The 14,625-nt window shown below is 75.7% G+C and carries 12 protein-coding genes; 7 read left to right on the plus strand and 5 right to left on the minus strand.

The genetic code is table 11. From position 1 onward, the window contains the following. Positions 1-4: 4 nt before the first annotated feature. Together ACFWEE_RS02470 and ACFWEE_RS02475 are read right to left on the minus strand one after the other, a co-directional pair. Entirely contained in the window at positions 5-3,214 is a 3,210-nt protein-coding gene (locus ACFWEE_RS02470; protein ID WP_386885818.1) for a sacsin N-terminal ATP-binding-like domain-containing protein, read from the minus strand. 199 nt (positions 3,215-3,413) lie between these two features. Further along, positions 3,414-4,346, minus strand: coding sequence for a DUF3027 domain-containing protein (locus ACFWEE_RS02475; RefSeq protein ID WP_386885654.1), 933 nt, complete (start codon positions 4,344-4,346; stop codon positions 3,414-3,416). A 526-nt stretch (positions 4,347-4,872) separates the two neighbouring features. On the opposite strand from ACFWEE_RS02475, the gene ACFWEE_RS02480 reads away from it, so the two are divergent. From ACFWEE_RS02480 to ACFWEE_RS02495, 4 genes are read left to right on the plus strand one after another with little or no spacing between them, the layout of a single operon-like run. After that, positions 4,873-6,378, plus strand: a complete 1,506-nt coding sequence (locus ACFWEE_RS02480; protein WP_386885656.1) for an MFS transporter — start codon at positions 4,873-4,875, stop codon at positions 6,376-6,378. Between the two features lie 27 nt (positions 6,379-6,405). Continuing rightward, positions 6,406-6,885, plus strand: coding sequence for a DUF2771 domain-containing protein (locus ACFWEE_RS02485; protein WP_386885657.1), 480 nt, complete (start codon positions 6,406-6,408; stop codon positions 6,883-6,885). Between the two features lie 40 nt (positions 6,886-6,925). Beyond that, entirely contained in the window at positions 6,926-7,621 is a 696-nt protein-coding gene (locus tag ACFWEE_RS02490; protein WP_386885659.1) for a futalosine hydrolase, read from the plus strand. After that, positions 7,605-8,495 carry a 1,4-dihydroxy-6-naphthoate synthase gene (locus ACFWEE_RS02495; RefSeq protein WP_386885660.1) on the plus strand — a complete coding sequence of 297 codons (891 nt, stop codon included), beginning with the start codon at positions 7,605-7,607 and terminating at the stop codon, positions 8,493-8,495. Before ACFWEE_RS02490 ends, ACFWEE_RS02495 begins: the two co-directional genes overlap by 17 nt. A gap of 198 nt (positions 8,496-8,693) precedes the next feature. On the opposite strand, the gene ACFWEE_RS02500 is transcribed toward ACFWEE_RS02495, so the two are convergent. Next, on the minus strand, positions 8,694-9,077 hold the full coding sequence (locus tag ACFWEE_RS02500; protein WP_386885661.1) for a cold-shock protein: 384 nt from the start codon (positions 9,075-9,077) through the stop codon (positions 8,694-8,696). A 166-nt stretch (positions 9,078-9,243) separates the two neighbouring features. On the opposite strand from ACFWEE_RS02500, the gene ACFWEE_RS02505 reads away from it, so the two are divergent. Then, positions 9,244-9,483 carry a hypothetical protein gene (locus tag ACFWEE_RS02505; protein WP_327176416.1) on the plus strand — a complete coding sequence of 80 codons (240 nt, stop codon included), beginning with the start codon at positions 9,244-9,246 and terminating at the stop codon, positions 9,481-9,483. A gap of 131 nt (positions 9,484-9,614) precedes the next feature. Beyond that, positions 9,615-9,878, plus strand: coding sequence for a hypothetical protein (locus tag ACFWEE_RS02510; protein ID WP_386885662.1), 264 nt, complete (start codon positions 9,615-9,617; stop codon positions 9,876-9,878). A 59-nt stretch (positions 9,879-9,937) separates the two neighbouring features. Here the strand turns inward: ACFWEE_RS02510 and ACFWEE_RS02515 are convergent, their stop codons facing one another. Together ACFWEE_RS02515 and ACFWEE_RS02520 are read right to left on the minus strand one after the other, a co-directional pair. Beyond that, positions 9,938-10,594 carry an HAD family hydrolase gene (locus ACFWEE_RS02515; protein ID WP_386885664.1) on the minus strand — a complete coding sequence of 219 codons (657 nt, stop codon included), beginning with the start codon at positions 10,592-10,594 and terminating at the stop codon, positions 9,938-9,940. 73 nt (positions 10,595-10,667) lie between these two features. Continuing rightward, positions 10,668-12,044, minus strand: a complete 1,377-nt coding sequence (locus tag ACFWEE_RS02520) for a hypothetical protein (protein ID WP_386885666.1) — start codon at positions 12,042-12,044, stop codon at positions 10,668-10,670. 72 nt (positions 12,045-12,116) lie between these two features. Between ACFWEE_RS02520 and ACFWEE_RS02525 the strand changes: the two genes are divergently transcribed. After that, complete coding sequence (locus ACFWEE_RS02525; RefSeq protein WP_386885667.1) at positions 12,117-14,624, plus strand: helicase C-terminal domain-containing protein; 2,508 nt, start codon at positions 12,117-12,119, stop codon at positions 14,622-14,624. Position 14,625: the final 1 nt, after the last annotated feature.

The following is a 14,625-nucleotide window of genomic DNA, read 5'->3' on the forward strand; positions in this document are numbered from 1 at the left end:
GGGCTCAGTCGAACCAGCGGTCCCGGGCCAGCTCCTCCGTACGCGACGGGTCTTCGAGGAGGGCGGCGACCTCGAAGCGGCGGGGCCACTGGCCCGCGGCCCAGGCGAGTCCGGCGGCCACGCCCTCCAGGGTCGAGGCGTGCACGGTGCCGTCGGGGGCGCGGCGCCAGTCCAGTTCGACGCCGCCCGCGTGCAGCTCCTCGTGCTCGACGTACGTCCCGGGCGTACGGTCGCCGAGCAGGACGCGGACGGATTGCGGCACCTCGTGCTCCTCGCCCTCCGTCTCCACCTCCGCCTCGACCGTCTCGCCGAGCCGGCGGACCTGGAAGAGCTCCGCGAGTTCGGCGGCGCGCGCCGGGGCGACCGGCAGCAGCGGCAGCCCCTGGGCGAGCGGCAGCACGTCGGGGGCGTCGGCGACGACGGCGTCCGCCGCGTCGACCACCTCCACCTCGCCGTCCACGACGGCCCGCAACACGTCGGGCAGGGTGACCTGTTCGGGGTCGAGGTCGGCCAGCGCGGTGTAGAGGGCGTGCAGTTGTACGGCGGTCACCGGCCGGTCCTCGTCGGCGAGGCGGCCCAGCAGTTCGGCGGCGCCGCCCGGCTCGTCGAGGAGGGCGTCGACCGAGGTGCGCACCCCGAGGGCGCGGAGCACCTGGGCGTCGTCGAAGCCGGTGGCGTCCACCGCGTCGTAGAGGCCGGACAGCAGCGGGTCGCCGCCCGCCGCGCGGACACCGGCCGGGCGGCGGCCCTGAAGGACCGGGTGGTCGCGCAGCCACCAGGCGGTGTACGGGCGCACCGAGCGGGTCGTGCCGTCCGGGAGGAGCACCCGGACCGGCTGGGTCAGGGCGTCGCGGAGCGGCGGCCGGGAGAGCAGGGCGAGCGCCTGCGGCCAGGCGTCGTCGGCGACGAGGTCGAGGTCGCGCACGGCGATGATCTCGGTGGCCACCGGCGGTACCGGCGTGTCGGGGAGCTGGTCGAGCAGGTCCTCGCACCAGACGTCGACGGCGTCCAGCAGTCCGGCGTCGTCGGGCTCGGCGAAGTCACCTTCTCGGGGCTCCAGTTCGTCCGGGTCGAGCACCACGTCGGTGGTCCGCACGAGGGCGAAGGTGGCGAGCACCCCGCAGGCGGCGAGCGGCTGCTCACCCCATCGGTCAGCCAACTCCTGGTCGCAGAGGGCGAGTTCACCCTCGCGCATGAGGGCGGCGAACGCGCTGCCGGGCAGCACGAGTTCACCGGCGGGCGCGGTCTCGCCGTCCTCGTCGAGCAGCGCGAGGGCGCCGAGCCAGGGTTCGTCGCCGGGGTTCAGTTCGGCCTCGCGCACGAGGGTGAGCACGGTCTCCACGAGTTCGTCGCCGTCCAGCGCGTCCTCGTCCCAGATCTCGCCCGCGTCCAGCGATCCGGCGACCGCCGCCCGCACCTGAGGGGTGGTCAGGACCGCGCGCGGGGTGGCGGGCAGCGCTCCCAGCTTCTCCAGGAGCGGGTGCGCGGCGTCCGGGTGGGCGACCTTCAGGCCGAGCCGGGCGAGGCGGGCGAGCACCGGGCCGGTCAGCGCGTCGGGCAGCGGCAGCAGCACCTGGCGGGGGCCGATGGTGGTGCGGGGCGGCTGCCCCTCGGGGGCGTCGGGCGCCCCGGCCAGCGGGACGGGCAGCCCGGAGAGCCGGTCCGGGTCGACCCCGGCGAGGCTGTCGTAGAACCGCCGCCACCAGTGCGGTTCGCGCTCCAGCCCGGCGAGCCGGTCGATCGCCTCGGTCAGCGGCACCCGGCCGACGCCCAGGGTGCGCAGTTCGGTGCGGCGCTCCAGACCGGCGGGAAGCAGGCAGGGCAGGACCTCGGCGAGCACCCGCACGGTCTCGGCCCCGGCGCCCTCCACGATCTCCGCCTCCACGGGCCGCAGCGCGGCGGAGCCCCGGTGGCGGACGGCGTCCGGGGTCTCCGGCTCCGCCCAGTCGTCGGCCCAGTGCCCGGTGACCGCGGCGGCCGGGTCGGCGGGCGCGGCCGGTGCCAGGAACGCGACCCGGGGCAGCCGCTGGAGGATCGCCCCGCGCAGCGCCCCGTCCAGCGCGCCCTGGCCGAGCGGGCCGGGCACCAGGTCGAGGGTGCCGGTGGAGACGGGGTGCCAGTCGGCGAGGAGTTCGGCGTAGGCGTCGGCGGCGCGCTCCACCAGGAAGTCGGTGAGCGGGCCGGGCGCGGGGTGCCTGCGGGTGGTGTCCAGCGGCAGCGAGGCGATGAGCAGGGCGGGCACGCCGAGCGGTTCGTCGGTGGGCGTCGGGGCGTGCACCACGGGGGCCGTGGCGGGGCGGCGGGGCGAACCGTCCTCGTTCACCGGGACCGCCCAGGTGACCGACCAGTGCGGGCGCAGCCGCTCCTCGACCGGCCGGTCGGCGAGCAGCGCGGGCTCGACGGGCCCGTGGTGGAAGACGGTGCGCCAGCGGTTGACGCCGTGCGCGGAGTCTTCGACGTGGATGTACGGGCCGTGCGCCGCGCGCCTCAACGTCCGTACGCCCGAGGGGGTTTCGACGACGATCTCGTCGAGTCCGGTCAGGGTGAGGAGGAGTGCGTCGTCGATGGAGTGGAGAAGCCGCTCCACCAGGTCCTCGGCGGCGGTGTCGCGCAGCGGCAGCACCACCACGGTGTCGTACCCCTCGGGCGCGGCGCCCTCGGCGGGCAGCGGGAGGCGCAGCAGCGGTACGTGGCCGTCGCGGCGGCGGAGTTCGTCGCCGAGGCCGGGGCTGCCGACGGCCGCGCCCTCGGCGAGCAGGCGGGCCTCGGCGAGGGACCAGCGGACTCCGCCGTGGCGACCGAGGACGGCGGGCTCGTCGCTCACCGCGAGGACGGCGGCGAAGCCGACGCCGAAGCGGCCCACGGACGTCTCGTGGCCCTCGCGCTTGGCGGAGGCGCGCAGGGTGGAGAGGGATTCGACACCGGTGGCGTCGAGCGGGGCGCCGGTGTTGGCGGCGGCCAGCACGGTGGGGGTGCCGTCCCCGCCGGGGTGCAGGGTGAGGCGGAGCCGGCCGGGTGCCCCCGCGCGGGCGGCGGCGTCGGCCGCGTTCTGCGCGAGTTCCACGACGAGGCGGTCGCGGTATCCGCCGAGGGCGAGGTCCTCCTCGGCGTTGGCGTCCTCGCGGAACCGGGCCGGCCCGGCACCCCAGGCGTCGAGCACGCCGCGCCGCAGCCGTGCCGTCCCGAACGGATCGGCCCCCTCGGTCGCCTTCATGCTCACGCTTCGACTCCGCTCTGTTCCGCTGACCCGTCGGCCGTTGCCGCCCAGTGTGCGCCCGAACGTACCGCGCGGGGGCGACAGCGCGGTCCGCGGGAGCGGGAACGGCGGGTGGAACGGGGTGGCGGAGCGCCGGTGGGCGGCAGCGTGCGGCGGACCCGGGCCGGCCGGGTCCGCCGTGCGGTGCGGAGGTGGATCAGGAGTGGCCGAGGTCGTCCGCGTGCGCGTCGGCCTCGTCGGGGACGGAGCCGCCGTCCCGCTCGGGGTGCAGCTGGTACGTGTCGACCCGCATGGTGTCGAGGGCGTGCGGGGCGGGCGTCGGCGGCTTCGGCATCACGGCCGCCTCGGAGTGTCCGCCGCAGCCGTACGCCAGCGAGACGACATGGCCGTCGGCGGGGCCGAACTCGTTGGCACAGACCCCGAAGGCCTGCCGCAGCGAACCGGTCAGCGGGACCAGGAAAGCGCAGCTCACACAGGTCGCGGGGGCGGCCTGGGCCATCGGCGTCTTGGGGCCGAACTCCTCGTCCCAGCGGTCGGCCGCCGCGTGCAGGCCGTACCGGGACAGCACCCGCGCACGCCGCATGCCCAGCTCTTCGGCGACCGAGGCGATGGAGCCCCGGCCGATCGGGGCGGGCCGCCGGCCCGTCAGCTCGGCGTCCTCGGTGTCCGCGAGGGCGGCCAGTTCGTCGGAGACCTCCGGCGGTTCCGTCTCGTCGACGGTCTCGCCGGTCCAGCCGGGCTCCAGGCGGAGGTCCTCGGCCTCGGTGGGCAGCAGGTCGCCGGGGCCCATGTCGCCGGGACGCAGCCGCTCGCTCCAGGGCACCCACTCCGGGGCGAGCAGGGCGTCCGAGCCGGGCAGCAGCACCGTTTCGTCGAGCGTGACGTTCTTGGCGCGGGAGGCCCGGGCGACGGTCACCGCCCAGCGCCACCCCCGGTACCCGAACATCTCGCACTCGAAGTAGTGCGTGACGACCCGGTCCCCTTCGGCCACCACGGCCACGTGCGCGCCGACCTCGCCGGGGGCGGCGGCCTCCTCGGCCGCGGCGCGCGCGAGGTCTACCGCTTCGGCACAGAGCCGGTCGGGAACAGGGGTACGGGCCGTACGGCTTCGCGTCGTCGCAGCACTCACAGGTCTCGCTTCTCTCCTACGCAGTCTCACGAGCGCGCCGATGGCTCCATCGATGTCCGATTTCAGCCATGACGGCTGTGGGCGGAGCGGACCTGGGGACCGCGTCGACGTCCACACCCGTTGTTGCCTGCCTCGGGCGTGCTTCTCGTAACCCATTCTGCGGGATCGCGGAGAGGCGCGCGGCCAAGAACAACCGCCAGTGGCGCGTAACGCACGCTACCCTCTCCGCCGCCCCGCGCCCACCTGCCCGTCCCAAAACGCGACCTTACCGATGCGAGACGGAGCGGATTCCCCGGGACCCGCGGCCGGGAAACTCCCGGCTTTCCCCCGGCCGTCCCCCGGCTCCCCGCCGGCCTCCCGCCCCCGGGAGGCCGGTCCGCTCACCTCTGGAGGCCGGACCGCTCACCCCTGGAGGCCGGTCCGCTCACCCCGGGGAGGCCCGTGCGTACCGCCGTCCGCGCCCCGGTCGGCGGACGCCCCGCGCCGTCGTCGGTTCGCCGGAGAGAAGCTGGGGCAGGATGACGAAGTGGCTTCCGTCCGGTCGCACGACGTCTCCGGCCCCCTCCGCAGGGCGGGCCGGTCGATGCGGCGCGCGCTGCACTCGGGCTTCTTCGGCACCGGCCGGTCCATCCGCAAGGTGACGCACGCGCACGGCGCCGGTGAGTCCGGGCTCGGCAGGCTGATCGAGCTGCACGCCGTCAACGGCGCGGGCGATGTGATGATCACCGTGGCGCTGGCCTCCACGGTCTTCTTCTCCGTCCCGACCGACGAGGCCCGGGGCCGCGTCGCGCTCTACCTGGCGATCACCATGGCGCCGTTCACCCTGCTCGCCCCGGTGATCGGCCCGCTCCTCGACCGGCTGCCGCACGGCCGCCGGGCCGCGATGGCGGGCGCGATGCTGGTCCGCGCGGTGCTCGCGATCGCGATGTCCGGCGCGGTCGCCACCGGCGGCCTGGAGCTGTACCCGGCGGCGCTGGGGGTGCTCGTCTGCTCGAAGGCGTACGGCGTGGTGCGCAGCGCTGTCGTGCCGCGTCTGCTGCCCCCGCGGTTCTCACTGGTGAAGGCGAACTCGCGGGTGACCCTGGCCGGGCTGCTGGCGACCGGGATCGCGGCCCCGATCGGCGCCGCGCTCCAGATGGCCGGATCGGCGTGGCCGCTCGTCGGCGCCTGTCTGATCTTCCTCGGCGGCACCTTCCTCGCCTTCACCCTGCCGCCCAAGGTGGACTCCGCGAAGGGCGAGCGCCGGGCCCGCCTCGCCGAGGAGAACGGCGCGGCCGGTGCGAGCGCCCCCGCCGCCCGCGCCCGGGGCGCCCGCACCGGCTCGACCCTGCTCCGTACCGGGCGTACCCGCACCGGACGCCGGGGGACGGCGGCCGGGGGACGGCGGTTCCGATTCGGGGAGAAGCGGGAACGGCGGGAGCGGCGGGAGCGGCGGCCCGGTCTGCGGTCGGTGGGCGGTTCCGTACTGCACGGCCTCCAGGCCAACGCGGCGCACCGCGCGCTCTCCGGCTTCCTCATCTTCTTCCTCGCGTTCCTGCTCCGGGACGAGCCGCTGTCCGGGCAGAGCGCCGCCGTCTCGCTCGGCATCGTCGGCGTCGCGGCGGGCGCGGGGAACGCCTGCGGTACGGCGGTGGGCTCGCTGCTCCGGGCGCGCGGCCCGGAGGTGATCGTCGCGACGGTGCTGGGGATCGCGCTGGGCGCCGCGGTGCTGGCCGCGCTGTTCTTCTCGACGGTGTTCGTCGCCGTGCTCGGCGCGGTCGCCGGTTTCACCCAGGCGCTGTCGAAGCTGTCGCTGGACGCGATGATCCAGCGCGATGTGCCGGAGGAGGTGCGGACCTCCGCCTTCGCACGGTCGGAGACGATCCTTCAGATGGCGTGGGTGGTCGGCGGCGGCATCGGAATCGCGCTGCCGCTCAATGGAGTACTGGGCATGTCGGTGGCCGCCGGAATCCTCGCGCTGGGCGCCGCAACGTCCGTACGGGGTCTCCTGACCTCCGCGCGGCGCGGCTCACCGCACCCCCGCGTGGCGTGAAGCGGAGCGACCGATAGCCTTCGGCCCATGACCGTTGCGTTCTTCTCAGGTAAGAGCCGTCGAATCGGCGTCGCTCTTGGTGCCGTGTCCGCGGGACTCCTCGTCCTGTCCGCCTGCGACAAGCCGACGCCGCTCGCCACCGTGACGGTCGGCACGACCTCGGTGTCGACCGAGGCCGCCTGCTACAACGACGGCGATCCCATCAAGGAATCGCTGATCCAGGGCTGCCTGAACAAGAAGGCCGACAAGTCGATCGACGTCGCGATGGACGACCGGGTCCGCTTCGGCGTCGACCCGGAGGTCGCGGACAACGGCTGGACGCTCTTCATCGACGGCCAGCAGGCCGAGCAGGAGCCGTACAAGAAGACCTACCGGTCCATCACCGGCAGCGCGTTCTTCTCCAGCCAGACCGGCGAGACGAGCAACGAGACCCAGGTCAGCGTCGTCGAGACCGACGGTTCGAAGCTCATCGGCATCTGGCACTTCAAGCTGAAGAAGACCGACTGACCCCGGTCGGTTCCGCTCTGACACCCTGGACGTCCTCGAAGTGCGTGTGCTCGTCGTGACCGCTGTTCCCGCCGAACGGGACGCGGTCACACGCGCGTCCGGGGGCGTTCCCGAGGTGCGTACGGTGCCCGGCGCCGAGCTGCACCGCGCCGGCCCGCTGGACGTGCTGGCGGGCGGGGTCGGCCCGGCCGCCGCCGCCGCGGCCACCGCGTTCGCCCTGGCCTCCGGCCCGTACGGCCTCGTCGTGTCGGCCGGGATCGGCGGCGGCTTCGCGCCCGCCGCACCCGTCGGCTCCCTCGTGGTGGCGAGCTCCATCGCCGCCGCCGACCTGGGCGCCGAAACCCCCGAGGGCTTCGTCCCCGTCACCGGCCTCGGCTTCGGCCGGGTGCTCCACGAGCCGCCGGGCCCGCTGGTACGGAGGGCCGCCGACGCCACCGGCGCGGCGGCCGGGACCGTGCTGACGGTGTCCACCGTGACCGGCAGCGCGGAGCGCGCCGACGCCCTGCGGGCCGCCCACCCCGGCGCCCTCGCCGAGGCGATGGAGGGGTTCGGGGTCGCCGAGGCGGCCACCGCCCTCGGCGTGCCGGTGCTGGAGATCCGGGCCGTCTCGAACCCGGTCGGCCCCCGCGACCGGGACGCCTGGCGCATCGGCGACGCCCTGGCCGCGCTCACCGGAGCCTTCGGGAAGCTCATCCCCGTACTGGAAGGTTGGACCCACCATGACCGCAACGACTGACGGCGCCGCCGCTACCGGCACGGACGCCGCGCTGAAGATCTCCTTCTCCCCCTGCCCCAACGACACCTTCGTCTTCGAGGCGCTGGCGCACGGCCGGGTCCCCGGCGCCACCCCGCTCGACGTCACCTTCGCCGACATCGACATCACCAACGGCCTCGCCGAGCGCGGCGAGGGCGATGTGCTGAAGGTCAGTTACGCGGTGCTGCCGTGGGTCCTCGACGAGTACGCCCTGTTGCCGTGCGGCGGCGCGCTGGGGCGCGGCTGCGGCCCGCTCGTCCTCACCCGCGAGCCGGGCACCGACCTGACCGGCAGGACGGTCGCCGTGCCGAGCGAGCGCTCCACCGCCTACCTGCTCTTCCGCCTGTGGGCGGCAAAGACCCTGCCGGGCGGGGTCGGCGAGATCGTCGTCATGCCGTTCGACGAGATCATGCCCGCGGTCCGCGACGGCAAGGTCGACGGCGGACTCGTCATCCACGAGGCCCGCTTCACCTACCAGAACTACGGGCTGCACAACCTCGCCGACATGGGGCAGCACTGGGAGTCCACCACCGGGCTGCCGATCCCGCTGGGCGCCATCATCGCCAAGCGCTCGCTGGGCGCGGAGGCGCTGCACGCGCTGGCCGACTCCATCCGTACCTCGGTCCAGATGGCCTGGGACGACCCGGAGGCCTCCCGCGGTTACGTCCTGGAGCACGCCCAGGAGATGGACCCGGCCGTCGCCGACCAGCACATCGGGCTGTACGTCAACGAGTTCACGGCCGACCTCGGCGAGGACGGGTACGCGGCGATCCGCGGGCTGCTCACGCGCGCGGCGGCGGAGGGGCTCGTCCCGGCCCTCGCGCCGGACGCGCTGGCCTTCCCCGCAGCGGTGTGACCCGCTGACGGCGCGACCCGCCGACGGTGTTGCCGGGGGCCGCGTCGGTCTCCGCGGCGCCTTCCGCGGTGGTCTCCGCGGCGGTTTCCGCAGGCGGCTTTCGCGGCGGTTTCCGGCCAGACGTACGGCGACGGCGGCCCCGGGAAGGGACCGCCGTCGTCGCTGTACCGGGTGCGTGGCCTCCCGGCGTCCGTCCGGCTACACGTCGAGCTGGTCGGCGACCGCGCGGAGCAGGCCGGCGATCTTCGTGCCGGACGCCTTGTCCGGGTAGCGGCCCCGCTCCAGCAGCGGCGTGATGTTCTCCAGAACCGTCGTCAGGTCCTGGACGATCGACGCCAGCTCGTCCGGCTTGCGGCGCTGGGCCGCCGCGACGGACGGCGTCGGATCGAGGATCGTGACGGAAAGCGCCTGGTCACCGCGTTGTCCGGCGACCACACCGAACTCGACGCGCTGGCCGGGCTTGAGCCCGTCGACTCCGTCGGGCAGGACCGACGAGTGCACGAACACGTCCGCGCCGTCGTCACGGGAGAGGAAGCCGAAGCCCTTCTCGTTGTTGAACCACTTGACTTTGCCGGTGGGCACTTCGTCCTCGTCCTCGTCGCTCGTCGATGCGCGGGGAGCCGCGAAACGGCTCCGGATAGCAGGAGAGCGGGCCGCCAGGACCCGCCGATCTTCAGGCTAGTGGCCCCTGGGCCCGGGACAAGACGTCGCCGGGCCAATGTCTGTCAGCGGGAACTACCCTTGCGGGGTGAGCACTACTCCTTCAGGCGCGGGCGACCGACTGGTCCGGATCGGCGCGATCGTCTTCTTCGTCGGCGCACTGGCCACCCTGGTCACGGTGGCCCCACTGTTCCTCGGCACCGACCCCTTCCCGTCGATCGCCTACGCGGTCTGCATGCTCATGGGGGTCGGCTTCCTGATCGCCGCGGCAGGCGTCGTCCGCTCGGTGTGGGCGAACGCGCCGAAGCGGGCGGCGAGCCGCTCGTAGGGCGGAGCGCCCGGCCCCCGGACCGGGCGCCGTCTCCCGGCCCCGCGCGTCACGCGGCCCTTCCCGCCCGGTCGCTCCTCCGCGTACGCTGCGCCGACGCCGTGCCCGACGGCGAGGGGGAGGACAAGGCCATGACGACGATCCGGTACCGGGTCCAGGACGTGAGCGACCTGCCGCCCGCGTTCGCGACGGCCCTGGGCATCGTCCTCGTGCTGATCATCGCCCTCCTGGTGTGGGGTCTGCTCAAGATCCCCGACCACACCAGGCTCAGGAGCCCCGCCGCGCGGGAGCGGGCCGAGCGCCGCAAGGAGAGCCAGAAGCGGCAGAAGGCCCTGCGCGACCGCCGTGAAGCCCTGCAGCGCAAGGCGGGGCGGCGGGACGACGGGGCCGCCTGACCGCCGCACCCCTCTCACAAGCCCCCGGGGCAACGGCGTGAACAGCGCCGCGGCGGACCTCAGCCGGTGAGCGCGGTGCGCCCGGCCTCGTACCCCTGGAGCCAGTCCGGGAAGGCCGTGAGGTCGGCGAGGACCACGTTCGCGCCCGCCGCCCGCAGCTCGTCGGCGTCGCACGGGCCCGTGGTGACACCGACCGACACCGCTCCGGCGACCTTGGCACCGCGGACGTCGCCGATGTGGTCGCCGACGTAGACCTGCGCGCCCTCCGCCAGCAGCGCCTCGCCCTTCCCCTCCGCCCAGAGGTTGCCGATCACCAGGTCGGGGGTGAGGCCGAGGTGGGTGAGGTGGAGCTCGGCGTTCGGCTGGTGCTTCGCGGTGACGACGATCGCCCGGCCGCCGAGCGCCTGCACCGCCTCGATCGCGGCCCGCGCCCCGGCCAGCGCCGTGGTGGGGGCGATCGCGTGGCGCGGGTAGGCCTCCCGGTACTGGTCGGCGGTCGCGGCGACCCGGTCCGCCGGGAACCAGTTCGCCAGCTCGTCCTCGACCGGCGGCCCCAGCCGGCTGACGACCAGATCCGCGTCGATGGGCACACCGGTCTCCGCCGAGAGGGCCACATAGGCGGCCTTGATGCCGGGCCGGGAGTCGATGAGCGTCATGTCCAGGTCGAAGCCGACCGTCAGCGTGTGCGAAACCGTGTGCGAAGCCATGCCGTCCATTGTGCCGACCCGCCCGGCCTCACTGCCGGGGCGGGCCGGTCGCGGGTGCGCGGAAGGGACGGGGACACGCTTCTCAGCCACGGATCCGGCGCGCCCGCCACACCAGATACGCCGCCGAGGCCACCGCCGCCGTGCGGAGCACCACCGGCCACAGGCCCGTCAGCGCGTCGCCCATGGCGCCCTCGGCGATCGGCTCGCCCCAGCGCCCGCGCATCCGGCCCCAGACCCACACCACCGCACCGCCCGCGACCACCCCGGGCAGCCCGAGGGCGGCCCACTTCGCCTCGGCCCGGGAGAGCGCCCGGGAGCTGTAGGCGAGGAGCCAGCCGCCCGCGAGGGCCGGCCAGGAGCCGATCACCGCACCCGCCACCAGCAGCGCGGCGGCGACGAGCAGCAGCGGATGCCCGAGCCGGCGCCCGGCCGGGGCGGCAGGCGCGGCGGGTGCGGGCGCCGGGGCGCGGCGGCGCATCCGGGGCAGCGGCAGGCGACGGCGGGCGGGCGCGACCGGGGCGTCCACCGCCGCCGCGCCCTCGGGGTCACCGGGCCGGGGCGCCCGCTTCGTGCCACCGGGGCCGCCCGGGTCGCCGTCCTCCCCGTCTTCCCCGTCCTCGTCGTCCTCGCGGGGGCGGGGCGGGGGCTTCAGCAGGGCGGGGATCTCCACCCCGCCGACGAACCCCGGAACCCGCACCCCGTCGCCGAACTCGCCGAACGGCCCCGGCTCGACCCGCCACCAGTCGCGCTCGCCCACGGTGTCCCCGAGCCGGTCCAGGCCGATCACGTGCGGGGCCGAGGGGTCGGGCCAGTAGCCGGAGTCCCCCGTCTCCGCCGCCCAGTCCACCCCGGACGGGCCCTCGCCCGGTCCGGACGGCCCGGACGGCCCGGATGCCCCGGACGGCCCGGACGGGCCCTGCGGCCCGGACGGCTCCCGCGCCGGCTGCGCCGCGTCCGGCCGGTGCGCCGCGTCCGGCCGGTGCGCCGCGTCCGGGCGGTGCGCCGCGTCCGGGCGGGGTGCGCCGTCCGTATCTCCCGCGCCTCCCGCAACGTCCGTACCCCGCTCGCCACCGCCCCGGCTCTTCCGGAACGGCGACGCGCCACGCCGCGGCCCGGGCACCGGACCTGTCGGGGTGTCACCGGGTCCGTACGCCGCCTCCCGCGCGGAGGCCTGCGGACGCGGCGGCGGCAGCGGGGCGGACGGTGGGGCCGGGGCGGGTCCGCCGGGGGCCGACTCGGCTGCGGCGGCGACCAGTTCGCCGGGGTCGCCGAGGCGCCCGATGATCCTCCGCACGGCGGCGGGCGAGTTCGCCCCCGCCCTCCCGCGCTGCTTCTCGATCTCCTCGCGCACCTCGCCGACGAGCCTCATCCGGGCCGCCGAGGACAGCTGTTGTCGCTGCGCCAGGTCCCCGACACGGCTCAAGAACTCATAGACGAGCTGGTCGCTCTCGATCCCCACGTGGCCCGTCCCCTCGGTTCCCTCCGGCTGACCTGCTCCGACCGTAGCGTTCCAGGGGCTACCGTGGGACGGATGGGGACGACCACACCACCGCGCACGCTCGCCGAAGCTCTGCGTGCCCGCGGCGACGAAGCGCTGGCCGGGCTGCTGCGCGCCCGTCCCGACCTGCTCACGCCGGTACCGGGCGACATCACCCAGCTCGCCACCCGGGCAGGCACCCGGGCCTCCGTGGTGCGCGCGCTGGAGCACCTCGACCGGTTCGCGCTGCAGACCGCCGAGGCCCTGGCGGTGGCCCCCGACCCGGCCCCGTACGAGACGCTGCTGCGGCTGCTGACCGGCGACGGGCAGGACGACGGCGCCCACCACGACGACGCCGGAGCCGCGATCACCGCGGCGCTGCCGGGCGCCCTCGGCACCCTGCGCGAACAGGCCCTGGTCTGGGGCGAGGACGAGCGGCTGCACCTGGTGCGCACCGCGCGGGAACTGCTCGCGCCGTCCCCGCAGCACCCCTCCCCCACCGGCCTCGGGCCGACCGTCGCCGAGGCCACCGCCGGGATGTCGCCGGGCCGGCTCCAGGAGATCCTGACGGCCGCCGGGCTCCCCGCGACCCACGATCCGGTCTCCGCCGTGGCCGCGCTGACCGACCTCTTCACCGACCGCACGCGCATGGCGGAGCTCCTGGACTCCGCGCCCGTGGAGGCGCTGTCGGTACTGGACCGGCTGGTGTGGGGACCGCCGTACGGCGAGATCACGCCGAACCCGACCCCGCCGGTCCGCTGGCTGCGCGACCGGGGGCTGCTGCTCCCGGTGTCGGCGCGCACCGTCGTCCTGCCCCGCGAGGCGGCCCTGCACCTGCGGGCCGGGCGCGCCCACCGCGTACCGGAACCGGTGCCCCCGGCCGTCGAGCCGGTCGCCGAACGCGATCCCCAGGCTGTGGACAGGGCGGCGGCCGGGCAGGCGTTCCTCGCGCTCACCACCGTCGAGGACCTGCTGAAGCTCTGGAACGGCGGCGGCCCGGCCGTGCTGCGTTCCGGCGGGCTGAGCGTGCGCGAGCTGAAGCGGGTCGCGAGCGCCCTCGACACGACGGAGCCGGTCGCCGCGTTCTGGGTCGAACTCGCCTACGCCGCCGGGCTGCTCGCCGCCGACGGCGAGACCGACGAACGGTACGGCGCCACCCCCGCCTACGACGACTGGCTCGAACTCCCCGCCGCCCGGCGGTGGACGCGCCTCGCGCTCGCCTGGCTGGCCGCCACCCGCACCGCCGGACTCGTCGGCGGACAGGACGCCAAGGGCCGCGCCCTGTCCGCGCTCGGTCCCGAACTGGACCGTTCCGCCGCCCCCGACGTACGCCGCCGGGTGCTCGCCCTCTTCGCCGCGCTGCCGCCCGGCACCGCACCGGACCCCGCGACCCTGCTCACCCGGCTGCGCTGGGAACGCCCCCTGCGCGGCGGTTCGCGCGGCGACATCCACCCCCGGCCGGAGGGGCCGGGCTCCAGTGCGTCCGGCGCCTCCGCCGACACCGCCGACCTGCGGTCGCGCATCGCGCTGTGGACGGTCAACGAGGCCGAACTCCTCGGCATCACCGGCCGGGGCGCGCTCTCCTCCCAGGCCCGCGCCCTGCTCCCGCGCACCTCGGAGGACTCCGCCCGCGCCGCGGCCCTGCTCGCCCCGCTGCTGCCGGAACCGCTCGACCACGTACTTCTCCAGGCCGACCTGACGGCCGTCGCCCCCGGGCCGCTGGAACGCCCGCTCGCCGACGTCCTGCACGTCCTCGCCGACGTCGAGTCCAAGGGCGGCGCGACGGTCTACCGCTTCACCCCCGGCTCGGTGCGCCGGGCGCTGGACGCCGGGCAGAGCGCCTCCGACCTGCACGCCTTCCTCGCCGCACACAGCCGCACCCCGGTCCCGCAGCCGCTGACCTACCTCGTCGACGACGTGGCCCGGCGCCACGGCCACCTCCGGATCGGCGCCGCGTCCTCGTACGTACGCTGCGACGACGAGTCCGTACTCAACGAGATCCTGGCCGACAAGCGCGCCGCCGCCCTGCGGCTCCGCCGCCTCGCGCCGACCGTCCTCGCCTCCCAGACCGACCCCGCGTCCCTCCTCGAAGGGCTGCGCGACCTCGGCTACGCCCCCGCCGCCGAGTCCGCCGAGGGCGACGTCCTGATCACCCGCGCCGGTGCCCGCCGCACCCCGCCGCGCACCGCCCCTGTCCCCGTACCCGACGGCCCGCCGGTACCGGACGACACGCTGCTCGGCGCGGCGGTACGGGCGATCCGGGCCGGCGACACGGCCGCCACGGTCGTCCGCAAGGAACCCGCCGCCGAGGCCGGCGCCCCGTCCGGCACGCTCCCGCGCACCACCCCGGCGGACACCCTCGCCACCGTCCAGGCCGCCGCCATGACGGGGTCCACGCTCTGGATCGGCTACGTCAACGCGGAGGGCGCCGCCAGCCAGCGCGTGATCGCCCCGGTGCGGGTGGAGGGCGGCTTCGTCACCGCGTACGACCACACCGCCGACGAGGTCCGCACGTATCCGCTGCACCGCATCACGGGGGTCGCGGAGCTGGCGGAGGAGTAGG

Origin of the sequence: Streptomyces sp. NPDC060184, assembly GCF_042728795.1 — a bacterium.
GTDB lineage: Bacteria > Actinomycetota > Actinomycetes > Streptomycetales > Streptomycetaceae > Streptomyces.

Coding starts and splice junctions, on each gene's coding strand:
- ACFWEE_RS02470 (WP_386885818.1), bottom strand. CDS start 3,214: ATGAAGGCGACCGAGGGGGCCGATCCGTTCGGGACGGCACGGCTGCGG.
- ACFWEE_RS02485 (WP_386885657.1), top strand. CDS start 6,406: ATGACCGTTGCGTTCTTCTCAGGTAAGAGCCGTCGAATCGGCGTCGCT.
- ACFWEE_RS02495 (WP_386885660.1), top strand. CDS start 7,605: ATGACCGCAACGACTGACGGCGCCGCCGCTACCGGCACGGACGCCGCG.
- ACFWEE_RS02510 (WP_386885662.1), top strand. CDS start 9,615: ATGACGACGATCCGGTACCGGGTCCAGGACGTGAGCGACCTGCCGCCC.
- ACFWEE_RS02515 (WP_386885664.1), bottom strand. CDS start 10,594: ATGGACGGCATGGCTTCGCACACGGTTTCGCACACGCTGACGGTCGGC.
- ACFWEE_RS02525 (WP_386885667.1), top strand. CDS start 12,117: ATGGGGACGACCACACCACCGCGCACGCTCGCCGAAGCTCTGCGTGCC.